Below are 22,947 nucleotides of genomic sequence, written 5' to 3' on the forward strand. Positions count from 1 at the left end.
GGCTGTGTTTTTCTCTGTTCTTTCGGAGTGTCCTCCTTTTTCCCTCGGGGGGTGTCTCTTTTTGTGGTCGCCCCCCCCCCCCCCCCCCGGCCGGGGTCTGGACGGCACGCGGCCCAAGCGGCTCGGGCGAAGTCTGCCGCGGTTCGCCGCTCGTGGCGAAGCGCCTACCGGGGGTTGAAGACCACGCTCGCGAAGTGGACGCTGCCGGGCGCCGAGTGCCCGGCAGCGATCCGCAGCGCGGTGCCCTTGCACTTCTGCTTGCTGTAGACGACGAGCGCCTTCTTCGTGGCGTTCTGCGGGCCGCGCGCTTCCTGCGCCATGTCGAGGCACTTGCGCTCCGGCGGGTTCTGGATGGCGTACGCCTTGTCCTTGGGGCCCACCCAGACGAACGAGCCGTCGGCGGCCGCGGCCGGGCCGATGGTGATGACGGCGAGGGCGAGCCCGCCGAGAACGGCGGTGATCGGACGGCTGGGGCGCATCGTGATGTCCTTCGTGAGCGGTGGGAACGGTGAAAAAGGGCGACGCCGGAATCGACGGGGAGACCGAGGCCCGTCGCCATCACACACCGTCACCGCACCCCGACGCCCCGACGACACGGAAACGTCCCACGTCCGGGGGACATCCGTCGACGTGCCGTGACGCTCCGGCCCGGCCGGCGCGACGGTGGGCCCGAGGGCAAGTACGGGAACCGCCAAGGCGGTTGGTCGATGCCGGTCACCCGTGCGGGTGCGACGGAGCGGGCGCGGGAACCGTCGGCGATTCATTGCCGCTAAATGCGGGACATAAGAGTAAATTCCCGACCATTGCTCGAGAGAGGTGTCACCGGCAGACGGGGCGAGGGATGAGCATGGACGACGGTGTCGCGGTGACGACCGGGATCGCGCGCCTGCACGACTCGCCCGGGCTCGCCGGGCCCGGCCGGTTCGCACTGGTGACCCACCACGCCGGAGTCCTCCCCGATCTGCGCCCGGTGGCGCCCGGGCTGCTCGCGGCCGGCGCGCCGCTGTCCGCCCTGTTCGGTCCCGAACACGGGCTGCACGGGACCGGCCAGGCCGGCGAGTCCGAGGCGGTCCGGTCCGACCCCGACACCGGCCTGCCGGTGTACGACACCTACCGGTGCGAAGGCGAACGGCTCGACAAGCTGTTGATCGACAGCGGAATCGACACCCTGGTGTACGACCTCCAGGACATCGGGGCCCGGTTCTACACCTACGTGTGGACCATGTTCGACCTGATGGTCTCGGCGGCCCGCACCGGCGTCCGGTTCGTGGTCGCCGACCGCCCGAATCCCCTCGGCGGACTCGTCAGTGAGGGCCCGCTCCTGGACCCGGCATGGGCCAGCTTCGTCGGGCGCGTCCCGATCCCCGTCCGGCACGGCCTCACCTGCGGCGAACTCGCCCGGCACTTCAACGCCTCCGCCGTGCCCCAAAGGGCGGGCCGCGCGGTCGAGTTGACGGTGATCGAGGCCGTCGGATGGCGGCGCGCCCTGGACGCCGAGGCCACCGGGCTGCCGTGGATCGCCCCCTCGCCGAACATCCCGACCCCCGCCACCGCCCTCGTCTACCCCGGCACCTGCCTCTTCGAGGGGACCAACCTCTCCGAGGGCCGCGGCACCACGCAGCCTTTCGAGATCGTCGGCGCCCCCTACCTCGACGGGCGGTTCGCGCCCGCGCTCGCCGAACTCGCCCTGCCAGGAGTGCACTTCCGCGACCTGCGCTACGTACCGGCCTTCCACAAGCACGCGGGACGGCCGCTGCGGGGAGTCCAGCTGCACGTCACCGACCGCGGGGCGTTCGCACCCGTCCGCACCGCCGTCGCGATGCTCGCCGTGCTCCGCCGCCTGTACCCGGACGACTTCGCCTGGCACACCGTCAAGGGCGGCGCCGAAGGGACCGGCCACCGGCACTTCATCGACCTGCTGTGGGGGTCCGACCGGCTGCGGCGGGCCGTCGACGCGGGCGACGACCCGCTGCCGCTGTGCGGCCCGCCGGCCCCGCCCGGCCGGTGGGCCGGCGACGACGTGCTGCTCTATCCCACGGACCTGGCGCTCTGCCCGGAAGGACGATCCCCTCGATGACCGACCGCACGACGACGACCCAGGCCGGGATCCGTGGTTTTCGCGCGGGCGACGGCCCGCGGGTGGTGGAGGCCTGGCACCGCAGCGTGCCGGCCGACCCCATCACCGCGGACCGCTTCCGCACCCTGGTACTGCTCGACCCCAACTTCGACCCCGAAGGGCTGCGGGTCGCCGTCGAGGGCGACCGTGTGGTCGGCGCCGCCTACGCGGTGCGGCGGCTGACGCCCATGGCCGGTACCGACCTGGAGCCTGAGCAGGGCTGGATCCCGTTCTTCTTCGTCGCCCCGGACGCCCGCGGGCACGGACTCGGCCGCCGGCTGCTGACCGAGGCCCTGGACTGGCTGCACGGCCACGGTCGTACCCGGGTGGACTTCTCGTCGTACACCCCGAACTACGTGTTCCCCGGCCTGGACGCCGAGGCCTACCCGGAGGCGGCCGGGCTCCTGGAGTCCCTGGGCTTTCACACGCTGTACGAGGCGGCCGCGATGGACCGCGGCCTGGTCGGCTACCGCCGTCCGGACGACGTGACCCGCCGCCTGGACCAACTGACCGAGCGGGGCTACCGGTTCGTCACCCCGGCCGACGACGACCTGGTGGATCTCCTCGCGCTCGCCGGGCGTCACTTCGGCCCCGACTGGGCGTGCACGATCCGGGCGTGCCTGGTCGCGGGCACACCGCTCGACCGGATCGTCGTCGCCCGCGACCCGGCCGGCCGGATGGTCGGCTGGGCGATGCACGGCGCGTTCGACTCGGTGGACGAGCGGTTCGGCCCGATCGGGGTGCTGGAGGAGATGCGCGGCACCGGACTCGGCGAAGTCCTCCTCCACCTGGTCCTGGAACGGATGCGAGCCCTGCGCGCGCACTCCGCGTGGTTCCTGTGGACCGGCGCACAGTCGCCGGCCGGCCACCTCTACCGGAAGACCGGCTTCACCACGACCCGGGTGTTCCACGTGCTGCGCCGGGAGGCGGCCGCCCGATGACACCGACACCCCCGGCCGGCCGGTTGCGCCGCCGTCACCTCGCCCTCGCGCTGCCCTCGGCGCTGCTCGCGTCCGGCTGTGCCGCGCCCTACCGGGGCACCGGGCGGCCCGGGGAGCCGGTCGTCCTCACGCTGCTCTCCCACTACGCGAGCGGCGAGCTGAAGGAGGCCCTGCGGGGCCCGGTGGACGAGTGGAACGCCACCCACGACCGGGTCAAGGTGGCGACGAAGGCCGTGGAGTTCACCGACCTGCTGACCACGTTCATGGTCCGCCAGGCCGCGGGCCAGGGCGCCGACATCCTCCAGCCGTACTGCCTGTGGAACGGCCAGCTCGTCCAGGCCGGCGTCCTGCGGCCGGCCCCGGCCGGGCACGCCGAGGAGATCAGGCGCGGTTACGGCGCCGCCGCGGTCGGCTCCTCGTCGGTGGCGGGCCGGGTCTACGGCTACCCCACCGAGACGCAGACGTACGCCCTCTACTACAACAAGCGGCTGCTGCGCGCGGCCGGCGTCGACGGACCCCCGCGCACCTGGCGGGAGTTGGAGGAGACGGCGTACCGCACCTCCCGGCGGGACGGCTACGGCAACACCCTGGTCCAGGGGTTCGGCCTGTCGACCTACGACGACTCCACGACCGTCGGGCAGACCCTCGCGCTGCTCAACGCCGCCGGCGGACGGTTCGTCGCCGCGGACGGCAGGAGCACCGCCATCGACTCGCCGGCCGGCCGGGCGGTGCTCGACCTGCAGCACCGCCTGGTCGCCAAGGGCGCGAGCGACCCCGGCGTCAACGTCTACAAGGCGTTCGCGTCCGGGCAGGTCGCCATGGTGATCAGCGCCGGCTGGTGGACGGCGAACCTCAAGTCCCTGATGGGCGAGGCCTACCACGACGTCGGCGTGGCGCCCGTGCCGCTGCCCGAGGCGGACGGCCGGCGCGCCACGCTCTCGACCGGTTTCATGCTCGGCGTCAACACCGCCAGTGAACATCCGCGTGAGGCCTGGGAGTTCCTGCGCTGGCTCAACGCCGACAAGGTGCGCGGTGCCACCCGGATGAGCGCCCTGCAGGTGTCGGTCGGCTCCCTGACCGGCCGCGCCGACGACATGCGGACCCTTCTCGGCGCGGGCGGCGACCCGAACCTGCGGCCGTTCCTGGACGCGCTGGCCTACGCGGTGCCGGAGCCGAACGGGCCGGGCGCGCAACAGGCCAAGTCGCTGCTGCGCAAGAACATCGAGGCGCTGTGGACCGGTCAGCAGTCCGTCGACGAGGCCCTGCGCACCACCCGCCGCCAGGTCGACCAGGAGGTGTCGCGCTCATGGTGAACGCCACCCTGACAGCGGAGGCCGCCGAACGGGCGGCCCGCCATCCGTCCGCCGTCGGCGTCCGCGGCAGCGGACGGGACCGGCAAAAGCGCCGCCAGGCCGTCGTCGCCTACCTCTTCCTGGCGCCGACACTGCTGTTCTACGCCGTCTTCCTCGCCCTGCCGCTCGGCTTCGCGCTGCTGCTGTCCATGTCCCGCTGGGCGGGCTTCGACCTCGGTGACATCGACCCCGTCGGACCGGACAACTTCGCCCGCCTCTTCGCGGACGGGGCGACGTTCCTGACACCGGTCCTCACCAACACCCTGCTGTTCGCCCTCGGCACCGTGGCCCTCGCGCTGGCCGGCTCCGTGCTCGTCGCCACCTGCATCGACAAACTCCGGTTCCAGGGGCTGTGGCGCACCCTGTACTTCCTTCCGATCGTCACGACCGTCGTCGCCGTCGGCAACGTCTGGAAGTACATGTACGAACCCGGCGGCCTCGTCAACGGCGTCCTCAACGCCCTCGGGCTCGGCTCGGTGGCCTTCCTCCAGGACCCGGACACCGCGCTGCCCGCGGTCGTCGTCGTCCAGGCCTGGGCCTCGGTAGGCTCGGCGATCCTCGTCCTGACCGCCGGGCTGAAGTCCGTCCCCCAGTCGTACTACGAGGCCGCCGCGCTCGACGGCGCGGGGCCCGTCACCGTCTTCTGGCGGATCACGCTGCCCCTGCTGCGGCCGTCCCTGCTGTTCGTGTGCATCACCCAGTTCCTCACCGGCCTCCAGTCGTTCGCGCTGATCATCGTGATGACCAAGGGCGGCCCCGGGGACGCGACCGACGTGGCCGCCCTTGAGATGTACCGGCAGGCCTTCTCCTACGGCGACTGGGGCACCGCGAGCGCCGCCGCCTTCGTGCTCTTCGCGGTGGTCCTCGCGGTCACGCTGGTCCAGTTGTGGCTCTTCCGGCGCAAGGGGGAGGACGCATGATCCGCAGACGGTTCCCCTGGCTGTCGTATCTGCTGGTCGTCACCGGCGCCGTACTCACGGTGGTGCCGTTCCTCGACATGGTGATGACGTCCTTCAAGGGCGCCGACGAGGCCGGCAGGCTGCCCTATCGGTTCCTGCCCGAGGCGTTCGACCTGTCCAACTACCGGGCGGCCGTCCACCAGCTGGACCTGCCGGTGCTCTTCCGCAACAGCGTCGTCGCCACGGCCGTGATCAGCGGCTCGGTGCTGGTCACCTCGTCACTCGCCGGCTACGCGCTCGCCAAACTCCGCTTCCCCGGGCGGGACTTCGTCTTCCGCCTGGTGCTGTCGACCATGATGTTCCCCCCGTTCCTCTTCCTCGTCCCGCACTTCCTGATCCTGGTGCACTGGCCGCTCGCGGGCGGCAACGACCTGTTCGGGCGCGGCGGCGCCGGCCTGACCGTCAGCATCGCGGCGCTCGCCATGCCGTTCCTCGTCAGCAGCTTCGGGATCTTCCTGATGCGCCAGTTCATGGTCTCCATCCCGGACGAGGTGCTGGAAGCCGCACGCATCGACGGGGCCGGCGAGTTCACCGTGTGGTGGCGGATCGTCGTCCCGCAGACCAAGCCGGTCCTCGTCACCCTCGGACTGCTGACGTTCGTCGACGCCTGGAACGAGTACATCTGGGCGCTGCTCGTCTCGACCGCCAACCCGGACGTGATGACCCTGCCCGTCGGCATCCAGCTCCTCCAGGACTACGTCGACCCGACCCGCACGACGCCGATCGTCATGGCCGGCCTGGTCCTGAGCACCCTGCCGGTCCTGGTGCTCTTCCTGCTGCTGCAGAAGCACTACATCCGTGGTGTGATGCTCAGCGGCCTCAAGTGAACCGCGCATCCTACCCAGATCGTGGTGTCGATACGCCGTTTGTCGTAGCACAGCGGATTGTCCTCGGGGGTTTGTTCTCTCTTCGATCGTGCGGTACGCCTGCACCATGCAACAGTTCGAGCGCCTGCCTTGTGGCGAGCGGCCTCAACTGCCCTGGCCAGGGGCGTTCCTTGGCGGTCCTGCCTAAAGGACATCCCAGCGTCAGCCCAACTTCTTCAAGGGCCGCTTGACGTCAATTCCACGATCGGGTGACACTGATGTTGCTTTTGACGTCCCTCGATACGTCAGTGCAAAAAATGGAGAGCTAATGTCATTGGAACAGCCCGCCCTCCCCTTATCACGAAGCGCCACCGAGGTTTCCGCCACCGAGTTACCCGCCGTTCTCGACGGGTTCGATCTCAGCGACCAGGACCGGTTCGGTGCCGGTTTCCCGCACGAGGTCTTCGCCCGGCTCCGCCGGGAAGCACCGATCCTGCTGCACCCGCCGGGCCGCACCCGCGACGGCGAGAACTTCTGGGTCCTGTCCCGCTACGCCGACGTGGTCGAAGCCGCGGCCCATCCGCTGCTGTCCTCCCAGGGCGGCGGCGACCGTGAGGGCGGCGGCACCCACCTCGACGACCTGCCCGCCGGCACCTACTCCGGCGCGATGCTGAACATGATGGACGACCCACGGCACCGGTTGCTGCGCGACCTGGTCAGCCCCTCGGTCACCGGCCCGGTCCTCGAGGCGCTGGCCCCGACCATCACCGAACGCGCCGAGACGATCATCGACGAGGTCGTCAGGCAGGGCTCCTGCGACTTCCAGAACGACGTGGCCGGCCGGTACTCGGTCGAGGTCATGGCCGCGCTGATGGGCATACCCCGCGCGGACTGGCCGCAGTTCGTCGACTGGACCGAGGTCGTGATGGGCTACGAGGACCGCGAGTCCGGCGAGGCCTCCTCCCGCAGCCAGGCCTCCCTGCTGGCCATGTACCAGTACGGCGTCAAACTGATCGCCGAGAAGCGCGCCGACCCGGCCCGGGACTTCCTGTCCGTGATCGCCGCCGGTGACCTCCCGGAGGGCCACGGCGAACCGCCGCTGCGCGAGTACGAGCGCGAGGTGTTCGTCAACCTGCTGACCCTCGCCGGCAGCGAGCCCACCCGCAACGTGATCGCGGTCGGCCTGCTCGCCCTGGCCGAACGGCCGGAACAGTGGCAGGCGCTGCGCGCCGACCGCTCGCTGCTGGACAGCGCGGTCGAGGAGATGATGCGCTGGTCCACGCCGACGCCGTACAACCGGCGGACGGCCACCGAGGACTTCACCTTCAACGGCGTACGGTTCGGCCGCGGCGACAAGGTGACTCTGTGGTGGTCCTCGGCCAACCGGGACGAGAGCGTGTTCGACGACGCCATGTCCTTCGACGTGCGACGGAACCCCAACCCGCACGTGGCCTTCGGCCAGGGGCCGCACAGCTGCCTCGCGGTCGACCTCGCCCGTGTCGAACTGCGCACGCTGTTCGGCGTGCTGCTCGACCGGGTCGCCGAGGTACGGCTGACCGGTCCGGTGCCCTGGGCCAACAACAGCAAGCACACCGTGGCACTGAGAGTGCCCGTGGAGTTCGTCCGCGCCTGAGCGGGCCCGCGTCCTGCCGCGTACGGCGGACGCCCTCACCCCGGCCGCCGTGCGGCGGGTCCGGGGACGACGGTCACGACGTGGTGACCGCGGCAGCCTGAAGCGGACCGGTGCCCGAAGGCCGGTCCGCGCTCCGCCCCCAATCCGATCGGCCCGGTGCTGCCCCGGGCCGGGCCTGCGGCATGCCCGCCGGCCTGACGCGCCGGGTGTACTCAACGGGCCGTTCTGGTCAAGGGGCCGCTAAGGCCTGCCCGTGGCACAGCACAACCGTGGACGTCCGGAACACCAGCTGCCGGGCGGATCAGACGTGTCCTCGATGAGACGACGTGGAGGAGGAGACCGGCGTGGGTGACCGAGTGGGCAACGCCGCCGACCAGGAACCGGTGGCTGTCGTCGGCCTGGCGTGCCGGCTGCCGGGGGCGGGAGATCCCGCCGAGTTCTGGCGGCTGCTGCACGACGGACGGCACGCGCTGGGGGAACCCGGTCCGCGGCGCTGCCACCCCGACGGTCCGGCGGTTCCCGTGCTGCCCTCCGGCGATCCGGTACGGGCGGGCTTCCTCGACCAGGTCGACTCCTTCGACGCCGGGTTCTTCGGCGTCTCCCCGGGCGAGGCGGCCGTGCTGGACCCGCAGCAGCGGCTGGTGCTGGAACTGGCCTGGGAGGCCTTCGAGGACGCCGGGATCGTCCCGGGCGACGGCGACCGCCAAGGCGGCACCGGGGTGTACGTCGGCGCCACCTACGACGACTACGCTGCGCTGCGCGGCGCCCGCCTGAGCCCGCACTCGGCCACCGGACGCAACCGGGCGATGATCGCCAACCGGGTGTCCTACGCCCTGCGACTGCGCGGGCCCAGCCTGGTGGTGGACAGCGCCCAATCCTCCGCACTGCTCGCCGTCCACCTGGCCTGCCGGGCACTCGGGGCCGGGGAGTGCACGACGGCGCTCGCCGGCGGCGTCAACCTGAACATCACCCAGGACGGCTACGACGTCACCCAGGCGCTCGGCGCGATCTCACCGGACGGGCGCTGCCACACCTTCGACGAGCGGGCCGACGGGTTCGTGCGCGGCGAGGGCGGCGCGGTACTGGTGCTCAAGCCGCTGTCGGCGGCGCTGGCCGACGGGGACACCGTGCACGCGGTGATCCGGGGCAGTGCCGTCAACAACGACGGCGGCGGCGACTCGCTGACCGCCCCGCGCCAGGAGGCCCAGCAGGACGTGCTGCGCCTCGCCTGCGCGGCGGCCGACGTGTCCCCGGCCGAGCTCGACTACGTCGAACTGCACGGCACCGGAACGCCGTTGGGTGACCCCGTCGAGGCCGCGGCCCTCGGCGCGGTGGCCGGACGCGGGCGCGGGCGGCAGCGACCGTTGCTGGTCGGCTCGGTGAAGACCAACATCGGGCATCTGGAGGGCGCGGCCGGGATCGCCGGACTGCTCAAGACGGTGCTGTGCCTCTCGCGCCGGGAACTGGTGCCCAGCCTGAACTTCCGCACCCCCAACCCACGGATCCCGCTGACGGAGCTGGGCCTGCGGGTGGTCACCGAGTCCGGCCCGTGGCCCGCCACTCAGGGCCCGCTGCTCGCCGGGGTGAGCTCGTTCGGCATGGGTGGCGCCAACTGCCACCTGGTGCTCAGCGAGCCGCCCGCTCCCCGCCCGGCACCGGATCACGACAGCGAGGGGTACGACGGCCCGGTACTGGTACCGCTGACCGCCCGGGCCCCGGCGGCGCTGACCGAACTGGCCGGCCTGCTGGGCGAGTCGGCGGCGTCCCCGGTGGACCTCGCCTACTCGCTGGCCACCACGCGCAGTCCGCTGGAGCGACGGGCGGTGCTGGTCGCCGAGTCCGCCGAGGAGGTGCCCGGCCTCCTGACGGCGCTGGCCGGGGACACGGCGAACGCCCGGGTGGTGCGCGGCACGGCCGTCGAGGGACGGACCGTGTTCCTCTTCGCCGGGCAGGGCAACCAGCGGCCGGGCATGGGCCGGGAGATCTACCGGCGCCACCCCGTGTTCGCCGCCGCCGTGGACGCCGTCGCCGCGGAACTGCGCCCGCACCTGCCCCGGCCACTGCTCGACGTGGTCTTCGCCGAGGCGGGCTCGGCGGACGCGGCCCTGCTGGACGAACCGGCCTACACCCAGCCCGCGTTGTTCGCCGTTCAGGCCGGGCTGTACCGGCTGGTGGAGAGCTGGGGGATCACCCCGGACGCGGTCCTCGGCCACTCCTTCGGCGAACTGGCCGCCCTGCACGTCGCCGGGGCGATGTCACTGGCCGACGCCTGCGCGCTGGTCGCCGCCCGCGGCCGGCTGATGCAGGACATCCCGCCGGGCGGGGCGATGATCCTGGTCGAGGCCTCCGAGGCGGAACTGCTGCCGGACGTCGAGGCGACCGGCCGACTGGTGTCGATCGCCGCCCTCAACAGTCCCACCGCCACCGTGCTGTCCGGGGACGCGGACGCCACCCTGGGGATCGCCGCCCGCTGGTCCGCGCGAGGCCGCCGCACCCGCCGCATCCAGGTCACGATAGCCAGCCACTCGCCACACGTGGACGGCATCCTGGACGGGATGCGCGCGGCCGCCGCCCGTATCGACTGGCGGACCCCGACCCTCCCGGTCATCTCCTCGCTGACCGGTGCCGAACTGGACGTCACCGGCCTGGACTGGCCGGAGTTCTGGGCCCGGCACACCCGCGGCACGGTACGGTTCGCCGACGCCGTCGCCACGGCCTGCGCGGACGGTGCCCGCACCTTCCTGGAGCTCGGCCCGGACGGCACCCTGTGTGCCATGGGCCCCGGTAGCGCGCCCGAGGAGACGGCCTTCGTCTCCGCGCTGGCCGGCGGCGAGCGCCCCGACCTGCGCTCACTGCTCACCGCGGTGGCCCGGGTGCACACCCGCGGCGTCCCCGTGGACTGGGCGCGGTTCTACGACGGCTCCGGGGCACGGCGGATCCCGTTGCCCACCTACCCCTTCCAGCGGCGGCGGCACTGGATCGCCGGGGTGACGGCCACCGGCGGCGCGACCCCCGTCGTACCCGCCGTGTCAGCCGTACCGGAGACCAGGACGCCGGCCCGGCCGGACTCGGGACTCGCCGGACTGCCCGCGGCCGAGCGGGAGCAGGCGGTGCGTGCGCTGGTGCGTGCCGAGGTGGCCGCGGCGCTGGAGCTCGACTCCGCCGAACAGCTGGACATGCGGCGCTCGTTCAAGGACCTGGGCTTCGGCTCGCTGATGACGGTGGAGCTGGGGCAGCGGCTGGCCGACGTGACCGGGGTACGGCTGCCCGCCACCGCCGTACTCGACCACCCCACCCCGGAACGGATCACCGCTCACCTGACCGCCGAACTGGCCGCCGGGACATCGCGGGACGCCGGGCCCGAGAGGCCGCCCACGGATCCTGCGCCCGCCACCGACCCGATCGCGATCGTCGGGATGGCCTGCCGGTTCCCCGGCGGGGTCGGCTCGCCCGAGGACCTGTGGGACCTGGTGGCCGCCGGCACCGACGCGATCGGCGGCTTCCCCACCGACCGCGGCTGGGACCTGGACGGGCTCTTCGACGCGGACCCGGACCGGCTGGGCCGCAGCTACGCGCGCACCGGCGGATTCCTCTACGGGGCCGCCGAGTTCGACGCGGGCCTGTTCGGTATCTCGCCGCGCGAGGCCCTCGCCATGGACCCCCAGCAGCGGCTGCTTCTGGAGACCTCCTGGGAGGCACTGGAGCGGGCCGGCATCGACCCGCTCTCCCTGCGGGACAGCGCGACCGGCGTGTTCTCCGGGGTCATGGCCCAGGACTACGGCCCCCGGATGCACGAGGGCGCCGACGGCCTCGACGGCTACGTGCTGACCGGCACCACCGCCAGCGTCGCCTCCGGCCGCGTCGCCTACAGCCTGGGACTGCGCGGGCCCGCGGTCACCGTGGACACCGCCTGCTCCTCGTCGTTGGTGGCGGTGCATCTCGCGGCCCAGGCGCTGCGGTCGGGGGAGTGCTCGCTGGCGCTGGCCGGCGGCGTGACGGTGATGCCCACCCCGGGCATCTTCGTGGAGTTCTCCCGGCAGCGGGGACTCGCGGCGGACGGTCGGTGCAAGTCGTTCGCGGCGGCGGCCGACGGTACCGGCTGGGCGGAGGGCGCCGGTCAGCTCGTCCTGGAACGGCTGTCCGACGCGCGCCGCAACGGCCACCCCGTGCTCGCGGTACTGCGCGGCTCGGCGGTGAACCAGGACGGCGCGTCCAACGGCCTGACCGCCCCCAACGGCCCCGCACAGGAAGGCGTGATCCGCACCGCGCTCACCACCGCCGGACTCTCCGGCGCGGACGTGGACCTGGTGGAGGCGCACGGCACCGGCACCACCCTGGGCGACCCGATCGAGGCCCACGCACTGCTGGCCACCTACGGCCAGGGCCGCGCCGGCGACCCGCTCTGGCTGGGCTCGCTGAAGTCCAACATCGGGCACACCCAGGCCGCCGCCGGTGTCGCGGGTGTGATCAAGGTCGTCCAGGCGCTGCGGCACGGGCTGCTGCCGCGCACCCTGCACGTGGACGAACCCTCGCCGTACGTGGACTGGGCGTCCGGTGAGGTGCGGCTGCTGACGGAGGAGCGGCCCTGGCCGGAGCGCGGCCGGCCGCGCCGGGCCGGGGTGTCCTCGTTCGGGATCAGCGGCACCAACGCCCATGTCATCGTGGAGCAGCCGCCCGAGGTGGTGCCGGAGGCACCCGCGTCGGCACCGGATCGAGCGGTGCGGTCCGCTCCCGTACCGGTGGTGGTGTCCGGGCAGACGGCGGCCGCGTTACGGGCGCAGGCGGCACGGCTGGCCGCACACGTGGAGAGCGAGCCGGGGGCGGCGCTCGCGGACCTCGCCCGCGCGGCCGCCACCACCCGGGCCGCGCTCCCGCACCGCGCCGTGTTCACCGCGACCGACCGCACGGACCTGGTACGAGGGCTACGTGCCCTCGCCGCCGACGAGGAGACGCCCGGCCTGGCGCGCGGGGTCGCCGACGTCGACGGCCGCACGGTGTTCGTGTTTCCGGGGCAGGGGGCGCAGTGGGCGGGAATGGCGGTGGAACTGCTGGATTCCTCGCCGGTGTTCGCGGAACGGATCGCCGAGTGTGCCGCGGCGCTGGACGAGTTCGTGGACTGGTCGTTACCGGGTGTGCTGCGGGGTGAGGCGGGTCAGCCGGGGCTGGACCGGGTGGATGTGGTGCAGCCGGTGTCGTTCGCGGTGATGGTGTCGCTCGCCGCGTTGTGGCGGTCCTTCGGGGTGGAGCCGGACGCGGTGGTGGGGCATTCGCAGGGGGAGATCGCCGCCGCGTGTGTGGCGGGGGCCCTGTCCCTGCGCGACGCCGCCAAGGTGAGCGCACTGCGCAGCGCCGCGCTCGGCGCGCTGTCCGGTGCCGGCGGGATGATGTCGGTGGCGCTCCCGGTCGCCGAACTGGAGCCGCGGCTGGCGCGCTGGGACGGGCGGGTGTCGGTCGCCGCGGTCAACGGTCCCGCGGCGGTGGTCCTTTCCGGGGAACCCGGAGCCCTGCGGGAACTCGAAGCCGAGCTGACCGCCGAAGGCGCGCGGGCCCGGCTGGTCGCGGTGGACTACGCCTCGCACTCCGCACAGGTGGAGCGCATCCGCACCGAACTACTGGACCGGCTCGCCGGACTGGAGCCGCGCGGCACCGAGGTCCCCTTCTACTCCACGGTGACCGGCGAACGGCTCGACACGGCAACCATGGACGCCGAGTACTGGTACCGGAACCTGCGCCAGACCGTCCGCTTCGAGGAGACGATCCGCGAACTGGACCGCACCGGACACCGCGTGTTCGTCGAGACCAGCCCGCACCCGATCCTGACCGCGGCCGTCCAGGACACCGTCGAGGCGGCGGGCAGCACGGCCGTGGTGGTCGGCTCGCTGCGCCGTGACCAGGGCGGCCCCGGACGGTTCCTGCAGTCGCTGGCCGAGGCACAGGTACGCGGGGTCCCCGTGGAATGGACCCCTGCCTTCGGCGCCCCGGGCCACCGGACGGAGCTGCCCACCTACGCCTTCCAACGGCGGCGCTACTGGCTGCCCACGCCGGTGGGCGGCACCGACCCCGCCGGGCTCGGGCTGGACGCCACCGCCCACCCGCTCCTGGGCGCCGCCGCGCCGGTGGCCTCCACCGGTGAACTGCTGCTGACCGGTGAGCTGTCCCGGCAGCGGCAGCCCTGGCTGGCCGACCACACCGTCTTCGGCACCGCCGTACTGCCCGGCACGGCCTTCGTCGAGATGGCCGTGCGCGCCGGGGACGAGGCGGGCTGCCGGGTGCTGGAGGAGCTGACCGTGCACGCGCCGCTGACCCTGCCCGAGCGCGGCGGCGTGCGCCTACAGGTGGTGCTCGGCGCGCCCGGCGAGGACGGCGGCCGGCCCGTGGACGTGTACTCCCGGTCGGGTGACGGCCCCGAGTGGACACACCACGCCACCGGCAGGCTCGGCACGACGGAGGTCTCCCCGCCCCCGACCGGCGACTGGCTGCCGGCCGGCGCCACCCCGGTCGACCTGGGGGACCGCTACCCGGCACTGACCCGGCTCGGCTACGGCTACGGGCCGGTCTTCCAGGGCCTGCGCCGGCTGTGGCGGCACGGCGAGGACCTGTTCGCCGAAGTCGCCCTGCCCGAACCGGCGACGGCGGACGCCGGAGCGTACGGGCTGCACCCGGCGCTGCTGGACGCGGCACTGCACGCGGCCGTCCCGGCCGACGCCACGGCCACCACCGGGCTGCCGTTCGCCTTCACCGGGGTCCGGCTGTACCGGACCGGTGCCACCGCGGCGCGGGTACGGCTGCGCCCCGCGGCCGGCGGAGCCGTGTCCCTCACCGTGACCGACGCCGAGGACCACCCCGTCGCGGTCATCGACTCGCTGGCGTTCCGCCCGGTCAGCGCCGAACAGCTCGCCGCCGGCCGCCGGGATCACCTGTATCGCACCGGCTGGGTTCCGTCAGCGCCCCCGGCGCAGGACGGGGCCTGGGCGTGGCTGTCGGACCTGGATCCGGACGGGCCGGTGCCCGCGGTGGTGGGTGTTGCGGTGGCCGGGGTGACCGACGCCCTGACGGTGACGCAGCGCTGGCTGGCCGACGAGCGGTTCGCCGCGTCGAGGCTGGTACTGCTCACGCGCGGTGCGGTCGCCACCGGCCCGGGCGAGCCGGTCGATCCCGGTGCGGCGGCGGTGTGGGGTCTGGTGCGCAGCGCGCAGACGGAGAACCCGGATCGCTTCGTCCTGGTCGACACGGACGGCCATACCGCGTCCAAGGCGTCGCTGACCGGGCCGGCTGCGACCGGAGAGGCCCAACTGGCCCTGCGCGTAGGGCAGTTGCTGGTACCCCGGCTGGCGCGGGTGACGGAGACCGCCGGGGACGCTCCCTGGACGGCTGAGGACGTCGTGCTGATCACCGGGGCGAGCGGGACCCTCGGAGCCTTGGTGGCACGGCACTTGGTGGAGCGTCACGGGGTGCGTGGTGTGGTACTGGCTTCCCGGCGGGGCGCTGACGCGCCGGGAATGACCGAACTTGGCACGCAACTACAGGAGTTGGGTGCTGAGGTGGCGATGGTGGCGTGTGATGTGGCCGAGCGGGACGCGGTGGCCGCGTTGCTGGCCGAGCACCCGGTGACAGCCGTGGTGCACGCCGCCGGGGTTCTCGACGACGGGGTGCTGGCCGCGCTCACCCCCGAGCGGGTGACCGAGGTGTTCCGGGCGAAGGTGGACGGCGCCCGCCACCTGGCCGAGCTGACCGGCCCGGAACTCACGGCGTTCGTGCTCTTCTCCTCGGTGGCCGGGACGCTGGGCAACGCGGGGCAGGCCGCCTACGCGGCGGCCAACGCCGCGCTGGACGGGCTGGCCGCCCAACGCCGGGCCGCCGGGCTGCCCGCGACCGCGGTGGCCTGGGGGCTGTGGGCCGAGAGCAGCGGTATGACCGAGGGCATGGCCGACACGGACCGGGCCCGGCTGGCCCGCGCCGGTGTGGTGCCGCTGGACTCCGCCACCGCACTGGACCTGTTCGACACGGCCACCGCGCTGGACGACCCGGTGCTGCTCGCCGCCCGCCTGGACCCGGTGGCGCTGCGCGAGCGGGCGGCCGAGGGCGTGCTGTCGCCGGTGCTGCGCGCACTGGTGCCGGTGGTGCGTCGCGCCGCCGCCACGGAGGCTCCGCCGGACGGCGCCGACGGGCTGCTGCGGCGGCTGGCCGAGGGGGAGCCGCTGCGGGTGCTCCAGGATCTGGTGCTCACCCAGGCGGCGGTGGTGCTCGGCCACTCCGACCCGGGCGGGCTGTCACCGGACCGGCCGTTCAAGGACTTCGGCTTCGACTCACTGACCGCGGTGGAACTGCGCAACCGGCTGGGCCGGGCGACCGGCGTACGGCTGCCCGCGACCGTGGTGTTCGACCACCCCACCCCCGCCGCACTCGCCGGATACCTGCGCGGCGAAGTCATCGGCGACGCCGCTGCCGAGAGCGCCCCGCCCGCCGCCGCCCCGGTGGTGGCCGCGGACGAGCCGATCGCGATCATCGGCATGGCCTGCCGCTTCCCGGGCGGGGTCGCCTCCCCGGAAGATCTGTGGGACCTGGTGGCCGACGGCGTCGACGCCGTCGGCGGGTTCCCCACCGACCGCGGCTGGGACGTCACCGGACTGTACGACCCCGACCCGGACCACCCGGGCACCAGCTACACCCGGCACGGCGGCTTCCTCTACGACGCCGGCCGGTTCGACGCCGGGCTGTTCGGGATCTCGCCGCGCGAGGCCCTCGCCATGGACCCGCAGCAGCGGCTGCTCCTGGAAACCGCCTGGGAGGCGCTGGAGCGCGCCGGGATCGACCCGTCCTCGGTACGCGGCAGCCAGACCGGCGTGTTCACCGGAGTGATGTACCACGACTACGCCACCGCGCTGCGGGAGCTGCCCGAGGGCGTCGAGGGGCACCTGCTCACCGGCACCGCCGGAAGCGTCGCCTCCGGCCGGGTCGCCTACACGCTCGGCCTGCAGGGGCCCGCGGTCACCGTGGACACGGCATGCTCCTCCTCGCTGGTGGCCATGCACCTCGCGGCCCAGGCGCTGCGCTCCGGTGAATGCTCGCTGGCCCTGGCCGGCGGTGTGACGGTGATGGCCGAGCCGACCACGTTCACCGCGTTCTCCCGGCAGCGCGGACTCGCCGCCGACGGACGGTGCAAGCCCTACGCCGGGGCTGCCGACGGCACCGGCTGGGCCGAGGGCGTCGGCCTGCTGCTGCTCGAACCGCTCTCCGCCGCGCGCCGCAACGGCCACCGTGTGCTGGCCGTGCTGCGCGGCTCGGCCGTCAACCAGGACGGCGCGTCCAACGGCCTGACCGCTCCCAACGGGCCCTCGCAGGAACGGGTGATCCGCACCGCGCTGGCCGCCGCCGGAGTCCTGGCCCAGGACGTCGACGCGGTCGAGGGCCACGGCACCGGGACACCGCTGGGCGACCCGATCGAGGCGCAGGCGCTGCTGGCCACCTACGGCCGGGACCGTACCGGCGATCCGCTGTGGCTGGGGTCGGTCAAGTCCAACATCGGGCACGCGCAGGCCGCGGCCGGGGTGGCCGGCGTGATCAAGATGGTGCAGGCGATACGGCACGGGGTGCTGCCCCGCACCCTGCACGTCGACGAGCCCTCACCGCACGTGGACTGGTCGGCCGGTGAGGTGCGGCTGCTGACGGAGGCGCGGCCGTGGCCGGAGCACGGCCGGCCACGCCGGGCCGGGGTGTCCTCGTTCGGCATCAGCGGCACCAACGCGCATGTCGTCATCGAGCAGGCGGACCCGGACGCGTCCGCCGAGGCCGGGCCGGCCGACGGGTCCGGTGAGCCCGGGCGGGTCGAAGGGTTCGCTGGGGCCGGGCAGGGCGAGGTGTTCGCCGGGGCCGGGCAGGTGGACGTGTTCGCTGGGGCCGGTCAGGTTGAAGGGTTCGCCGGGGCCGGGCAGGCCGAGGTGTTCGCTGAGGCCGGTCAGGTGGACGTGTTCGCTGGGGCGCGGTCGGACACCGGGCCGGGGCTGGTGCCGGTCGCGGTGTCCGGGCAGAGCGCGGAGGCGCTGCGGGAGCAGGCCGCACGGCTGGCGGCGCATCTCGCCGAACACCCCGGCGAGCGGGTGCGGGACATCGCCTGGTCCAGCGTGACCGGCCGGGCCGCGCTGGAACACCGCGCGGTCGTCCTGGCCGCCGGACCGGAGCAACTCGGCGAGCGGCTCGGGGCGCTGGCCGAGGGCCGGGATGTCCCGGGTGTGGTGCACGGCACCGCGGCCGACGCGGCACGGCGGGTGGCGTTCGTGTTCCCCGGGCAGGGCGCGCAGTGGGCCGGGATGGCGCTGGAACTGCTCGACTCCGCACCGGTGTTCGCCGCCCGGCTGGCCGAGTGCGCCGCCGCGATCGAGTCGTACGTCGACTGGTCGGTACTGGACGTGCTGCGCGGACTGCCGGGTGCGCCGACGCTGGAGCGGGTGGACGTGGTGCAGCCGGTGACCTTCGCGGTCACCGTGTCGCTGGCCGCGCTGTGGCGCTCGTACGGTGTGGAACCGGAGGCGGTGATCGGCCACTCGCAGGGCGAGATCGCCGCCGCCTGCGTGGCCGGGGCACTGTCGCTGGCCGACGCCGCCGCTGTGGTGTGCCTGCGCAGCCGCGCGCTGACCGAACTGTCCGGCAAGGGCGGCATGATGTCGGTGGCGCTGCCCGCCGACGAGGTGCGGGCCCTGTTCACCGACGACCGGCTGGGCGTGGCCGCGGTCAACAGCCCCACGTCCACCGTCGTCTCCGGCGACCCGGACGCCCTGGAAGAGCTACGGGCGGCCTGCGAGGAGCGCGGGGTGCGGGCCCGCCGTATCGCGGTGGACTACGCCTCGCACTCCACCCACGTCACCGCCGTCAAGGACAGCCTGGCCGAACTGCTCGCGGGGATCAGTCCGCAGGCGGCGCGCACCGAGCTGTACTCCACGGTCACCGGGCAGCGACTGGACACCCGGGAGCTCACCGGCGATTACTGGTACACCAACCTCCGTCAGACCGTCCGGTTCGCCGACGCGGTGCGCACCGCGCTGGACGCCGGGATCGGCACCTTCATCGAGATCAGCCCGCACCCGGTGGTCGCCCCGGGCGTGCAGGAGACGGTGGACGCCGACGGCGCGCGGGCCGCCGTACTCGCCACGCTGCGGCGCGACGACGGCGGCTGGCCGCGCTTCGCCCAGTCGCTGGCCGAGGCGCAGGTGCGCGGGGCCGGGGTACGGCTGGCCGAGGTGTTCGAGGGCACCGGTGCCCGACGGGTCGACCTGCCCACGTACGCCTTCCAGCACCGCTGGTACTGGCTGGCCGAGCAGGCCGGACCCCGCTCCGACACCTGGCGCTACCGCGTCCAGTGGCGCCCCGCGGGCCCGCCGGAGCGCACCGGACCGGACGGTGAGTGGCTGGCGCTGGTGCCCGCCTCGGGTGCGGATCAGGACTGGCTGAAGACGCTCACCGGCGGCCTCCCGGTGCGGACCCTCACCGTGGACACCGAGCATGCCGACCGCGCCGGTCTCACCGACCGGCTGCGCCGTGCGCTGGCCGAGCACCCCCCGCGCGGGGTGCTGTCCCTGCTGGCCGCCGACCGCCGACCGCACCCGGACCACCCGGTGGTGCCGGCCGGGGTGGCCGCCACCCTGGCACTGGTGCAGGCGCTCGGCGATCTGGACGCGGCCGTCCCGCTCTGGCTGGTGACCTCCGGCGCGGTGAGCACCGGCAACGCCGATCCGCTGCGCGAACCGAGCGCGGCGCAGGTGTGGGGCCTGGGCCGGGTGGCGATGCTGGAACACCCGGCGTTCTGGGGCGGCCTCGTCGACCTGCCCGCCGAACTCGACGAGACCGCGCTGGAACAGCTGCGCGCGGTGCTCGCGGGCGGCTGGGGCGAGGAGGACCAACTCGCGGTGCGCGGATCCGGCACGCTGCTACGGCGGTTGGTGCGCGCCCCGCTCGACGGCGGTGCGGCCGGCGACTGGCAGGCCCGGGACACCGCGCTCGTGACCGGCGGCACCGGCGCGCTCGGCCCGGAGGTCGCCCGCTGGCTCGCCGCACAGGGCGTACGACACGTGGTACTGGTCAGCCGCAGCGGCCCACACGCCGAGGGGATCGCCGAACTGACGGCCGAACTCGACGTCCTGGGCGTCCGGCTGACCGCGCGCGCCTGTGACATCGGCGACCGGGCCTCCGTGGCCGCCCTGCTGGCCGGCATGCGCGAGCAGGGCGAGGTGGTGCGCACGGTGGTGCACGCCGCCGCGCTGATGCGGCTGGCCGCGCTTCCCGACACCGACCTCGCCGAGTACGCCGACGTCCTCACCGCCAAGGTCCAGGGCGCCCGGTACCTCGTCGAACTGCTCGACCCGGCCGAACTGGACGCCCTGGTCTTCTACTCCTCCATCGCCGGGGTGTGGGGCAGCGGCGACCACGGTGCCTACGCCGCCGCCAACGCCGAACTCGACGCCCTCGCCGAGCAGGCCCGCGCCGCCGGTCTGCCGGTCACCTCGGTGGCCTGGGGCGTCTGGGACGGCGCCCGCTTCCCCGACGGGGTCGACGCCGGCCAACTGCGCCGCCAGGGTCTGCCGTTGATCGCTCCCGGACCGGCGCTGGACGCGCTGCGCACCGTTCTCGAACGCGCCGAGAGCGGGCTGTCCGTCGCCGACGTCGACTGGGCCAGGTTCATGCCGCTGTTCGCCTCCGCCCGCAGCAGGCCGCTGTTCGCCGAGATCCCCGAGGCCCGGCGGGTGCTGGACGGCACGTCCGAACCGGGGTCGCAGCCGGCCGGCTCCCCCTGGGCACAGCGACTGGCCGGGCTGTCGGACACCGAACGCCGCAGCACCCTGCTACGGCTGGTACGCGAGCAGGCGGCCGTCGTACTGGGCCACTCCGGCGCGGCCGCCATCGGCGCCGACCACGCCTTCCGCGACCTGGGATACGACTCGCTGACCGGGATCGAACTGCGCAACCAGCTCGGCGAGGCGACCGGTCTGGCGCTGCCGGCCACCCTCGTCTTCGACCAGCCCACTCCGGCCGCGGTCGCCGCATACCTCCGCACCCGGCTCGCGCCCCCCGAACCACCCCTCCTCACCGAACTGGACCGGCTCGCCGAGCGGCTGTCCCGGGCGGACGCCGACGACGACCGGGCCGGTGTCGAACTGCGGCTCCGGGCGATGCTCGCGCAGTTCAGCAGGGACTTCGGCAAGGACGAGGAGGACTTCGACCCGATGTCGAACGAGGAGATGTACGACCTCATCGACCGCGAACTCGGCGCGAACTGAAGGGGGCTGCACATGTCCGAGGAAGAGAAGCTGCGCGGCTACCTGAACCGGGTCATGGTCGACCTGCGCAAGGCCAACCGCCGCCTGCAGGACGTCGAACAGTCCCGCACCGAGCCCATCGCCGTCGTCGGCATGGCCTGCCGCTACCCCGGCGGGGTCCGCTCCCCGGAAGACCTGTGGCGGGTGCTGGCCGAGGGCCGGGACGTCACCGGCGAACTGCCCGCCGACCGCGGCTGGGACGTCGACGGTCTCTACGACCCCGACCCGGAGCGCTCCGGCCACAGCTACGTACGGCGCGGCGGCTTCCTGGACGACCCCGGTGCGTTCGACGCGGGGTTCTTCGGGATCTCGCCGCGCGAGGCGCTGGCGATGGACCCGCAGCAGCGGCTCCTCCTGGAGACCTCCTGGGAGGCACTGGAACGGGCCGGCATCGACCCCATCGCACTGCGCGGCACCCGCACCGGAGTGTTCGTCGGCCAGAACTACCAGGAGTACGGCACCGGCCTGGCCCACGCCCCCGCGAGCGTCGAGGGACACCTGGTCACCGGCGTGGTCCCCAGCGTGCTCTCCGGCCGGATCTCCTACACCCTCGGCGTCGAAGGCCCGGCCATCACCCTCGACACCGCCTGCTCGACCTCCCTGGTCACCCTGCACCTGGCCATGCAGTCGCTGCGCAACGGAGAGTCCACGCTGGCCCTGTCCGGCGGCGTGACGGTATTGGCCGGACCCGGACCGCTCATCGAGTTCAGCCGCCAGCGGGTACTGGCCGCCGACGGCCGTTGCAAGGCGTTCTCCGCCGCGGCCGACGGCATGGGCATGGCCGAGGGCGTCGGCATGCTGGTCCTGGAGCGGCTGTCCGATGCGCGGGCCAACGGCCACGAGGTGTTGGCGGTGCTGCGCGGTTCGGCGGTGAACCAGGACGGTGCGTCCAACGGGCTCACCGCCCCCAACGGCCCCTCGCAGCAGCGCGTCATCCGAGCCGCCCTGAACGCCGCCGGGCTGACCCCCGCCGACGTCGACGTGGTGGAGGCGCACGGCACCGGAACCTCCCTGGGCGACCCCATCGAGGCACAGGCCCTGCAGGCCGCCTACGGCGCCGACCGTGAACGGCCGCTGCTCCTCGGCACGGTGAAGTCCAACATCGGGCACACCCTCGCCGCCGCCGGGGTGGCCGGGGTGATCAAGTCCGTGCTGGCGCTGCGCCACGAGACCGTGCCGAAGACCCTGCACGCGAACACCCCGTCCCCGCACATCGACTGGTCCTCCGGCACCCTCTCGCTGGCCACCGAGGCGGTGCCCTGGCCACGCGGGGAACGGCCGCGCCGCGCCGCGGTGTCCTCGTTCGGCATCAGCGGCACCAACGCCCACGTCATCCTGGAAGAGGCTCCCGACCCGGAAGACGCGGAGCCGGCGGCGGCCCCGCAGCCGGTGCTCTCGCTCCCGGTGCCGGTGGTGCTCTCCGGCCGCGGCGCGACCGGCCTGGCCGGCCAGGCCGCTCGACTGCACGAGTTCGTCGCGGCCGACCCCGAACTGACCGTCGCCCGGCTGGCGTTCGCCACCGCCACCACCCGGGCCGCCCTGGAGCATCGCGGTGCGGTGGTGGCCGCCGACCGCGATGAACTGCTGGCCGGGCTTGCGGAGTTGGCGGATGGTGGGCCGGGTGCAGTCAGCGCGGTGGCTGACCGGGGTGGGCTTACGGGGTTCTTGTTCTCGGGGCAGGGGTCGCAGTGGTCGGGAATGGGTGGGGAGCTGGCTGAGCGGTATCCGGTGTTCGCCCAGTCGTTCGCGGATGTGTGTGGGCGGTTGGAGTCGGTGTTGGGGTTGTCGGTTCGGGAGGTGGTTCTCGGCGGCGGTGATCGGCTGGATGAGACG

The 22,947-nt window shown here is 73.6% G+C and carries 9 protein-coding genes; 8 read left to right on the forward strand and 1 reads right to left on the reverse strand.

Features of this window, described 5'->3' with window-relative positions:
- Positions 1 to 164 precede the first annotated feature (164 nt).
- Positions 165 to 479 carry a hypothetical protein gene (locus ACWGJB_RS42700; RefSeq protein ID WP_453385411.1) on the reverse strand — a complete coding sequence of 105 codons (315 nt, stop codon included), beginning with the start codon at positions 477 to 479 and terminating at the stop codon, positions 165 to 167.
- Positions 480 to 841: 362 nt separating this feature from the next.
- On the opposite strand from ACWGJB_RS42700, the gene ACWGJB_RS42705 reads away from it, so the two are divergent.
- From ACWGJB_RS42705 to ACWGJB_RS42740, 8 genes are all read left to right on the forward strand, one after another.
- On the forward strand, positions 842 to 2,077 hold the full coding sequence (locus ACWGJB_RS42705; RefSeq protein WP_453385412.1) for an exo-beta-N-acetylmuramidase NamZ family protein: 1,236 nt from the start codon (positions 842 to 844) through the stop codon (positions 2,075 to 2,077).
- Entirely contained in the window at positions 2,074 to 3,057 is a 984-nt protein-coding gene (locus ACWGJB_RS42710) for a GNAT family N-acetyltransferase (protein ID WP_453385413.1), read from the forward strand. Before ACWGJB_RS42705 ends, ACWGJB_RS42710 begins: the two co-directional genes overlap by 4 nt.
- Entirely contained in the window at positions 3,054 to 4,370 is a 1,317-nt protein-coding gene (locus ACWGJB_RS42715; protein ID WP_453385414.1) for an ABC transporter substrate-binding protein, read from the forward strand. Before ACWGJB_RS42710 ends, ACWGJB_RS42715 begins: the two co-directional genes overlap by 4 nt.
- The gene (locus ACWGJB_RS42720) at positions 4,364 to 5,329 is read left to right on the forward strand and encodes a carbohydrate ABC transporter permease (RefSeq protein WP_453385415.1); all 966 of its coding nucleotides are present in this window, start codon (positions 4,364 to 4,366) and stop codon (positions 5,327 to 5,329) included. The genes ACWGJB_RS42715 and ACWGJB_RS42720 overlap by 7 nt, the downstream gene beginning before the upstream one ends.
- The gene (locus tag ACWGJB_RS42725; RefSeq protein WP_453385416.1) at positions 5,326 to 6,195 is read left to right on the forward strand and encodes a carbohydrate ABC transporter permease; all 870 of its coding nucleotides are present in this window, start codon (positions 5,326 to 5,328) and stop codon (positions 6,193 to 6,195) included. Before ACWGJB_RS42720 ends, ACWGJB_RS42725 begins: the two co-directional genes overlap by 4 nt.
- A gap of 307 nt (positions 6,196 to 6,502) precedes the next feature.
- Complete coding sequence (locus ACWGJB_RS42730; RefSeq protein ID WP_453385417.1) at positions 6,503 to 7,807, forward strand: cytochrome P450; 1,305 nt, start codon at positions 6,503 to 6,505, stop codon at positions 7,805 to 7,807.
- A 344-nt stretch (positions 7,808 to 8,151) separates the two neighbouring features.
- The gene (locus ACWGJB_RS42735) at positions 8,152 to 21,075 is read left to right on the forward strand and encodes an SDR family NAD(P)-dependent oxidoreductase (protein ID WP_453385418.1); all 12,924 of its coding nucleotides are present in this window, start codon (positions 8,152 to 8,154) and stop codon (positions 21,073 to 21,075) included.
- A 12-nt stretch (positions 21,076 to 21,087) separates the two neighbouring features.
- Positions 21,088 to 22,947: type I polyketide synthase (locus ACWGJB_RS42740; RefSeq protein WP_453385419.1), on the forward strand; the 1,860-nt coding region annotated here is incomplete at its 3' end.

This window comes from Streptomyces sp. NPDC054813, from assembly GCF_053611365.1.

Bases quoted from the DNA above. Each gene is read 5' to 3' on its own strand.
- ACWGJB_RS42700 (WP_453385411.1), bottom strand. From the start codon at position 479: ATGCGCCCCAGCCGTCCGATCACCGCCGTTCTCGGCGGGCTCGCCCTC.
- ACWGJB_RS42705 (WP_453385412.1), top strand. From the start codon at position 842: ATGAGCATGGACGACGGTGTCGCGGTGACGACCGGGATCGCGCGCCTG.
- ACWGJB_RS42710 (WP_453385413.1), top strand. From the start codon at position 2,074: ATGACCGACCGCACGACGACGACCCAGGCCGGGATCCGTGGTTTTCGC.
- ACWGJB_RS42715 (WP_453385414.1), top strand. From the start codon at position 3,054: ATGACACCGACACCCCCGGCCGGCCGGTTGCGCCGCCGTCACCTCGCC.
- ACWGJB_RS42720 (WP_453385415.1), top strand. From the start codon at position 4,364: ATGGTGAACGCCACCCTGACAGCGGAGGCCGCCGAACGGGCGGCCCGC.
- ACWGJB_RS42725 (WP_453385416.1), top strand. From the start codon at position 5,326: ATGATCCGCAGACGGTTCCCCTGGCTGTCGTATCTGCTGGTCGTCACC.
- ACWGJB_RS42730 (WP_453385417.1), top strand. From the start codon at position 6,503: ATGTCATTGGAACAGCCCGCCCTCCCCTTATCACGAAGCGCCACCGAG.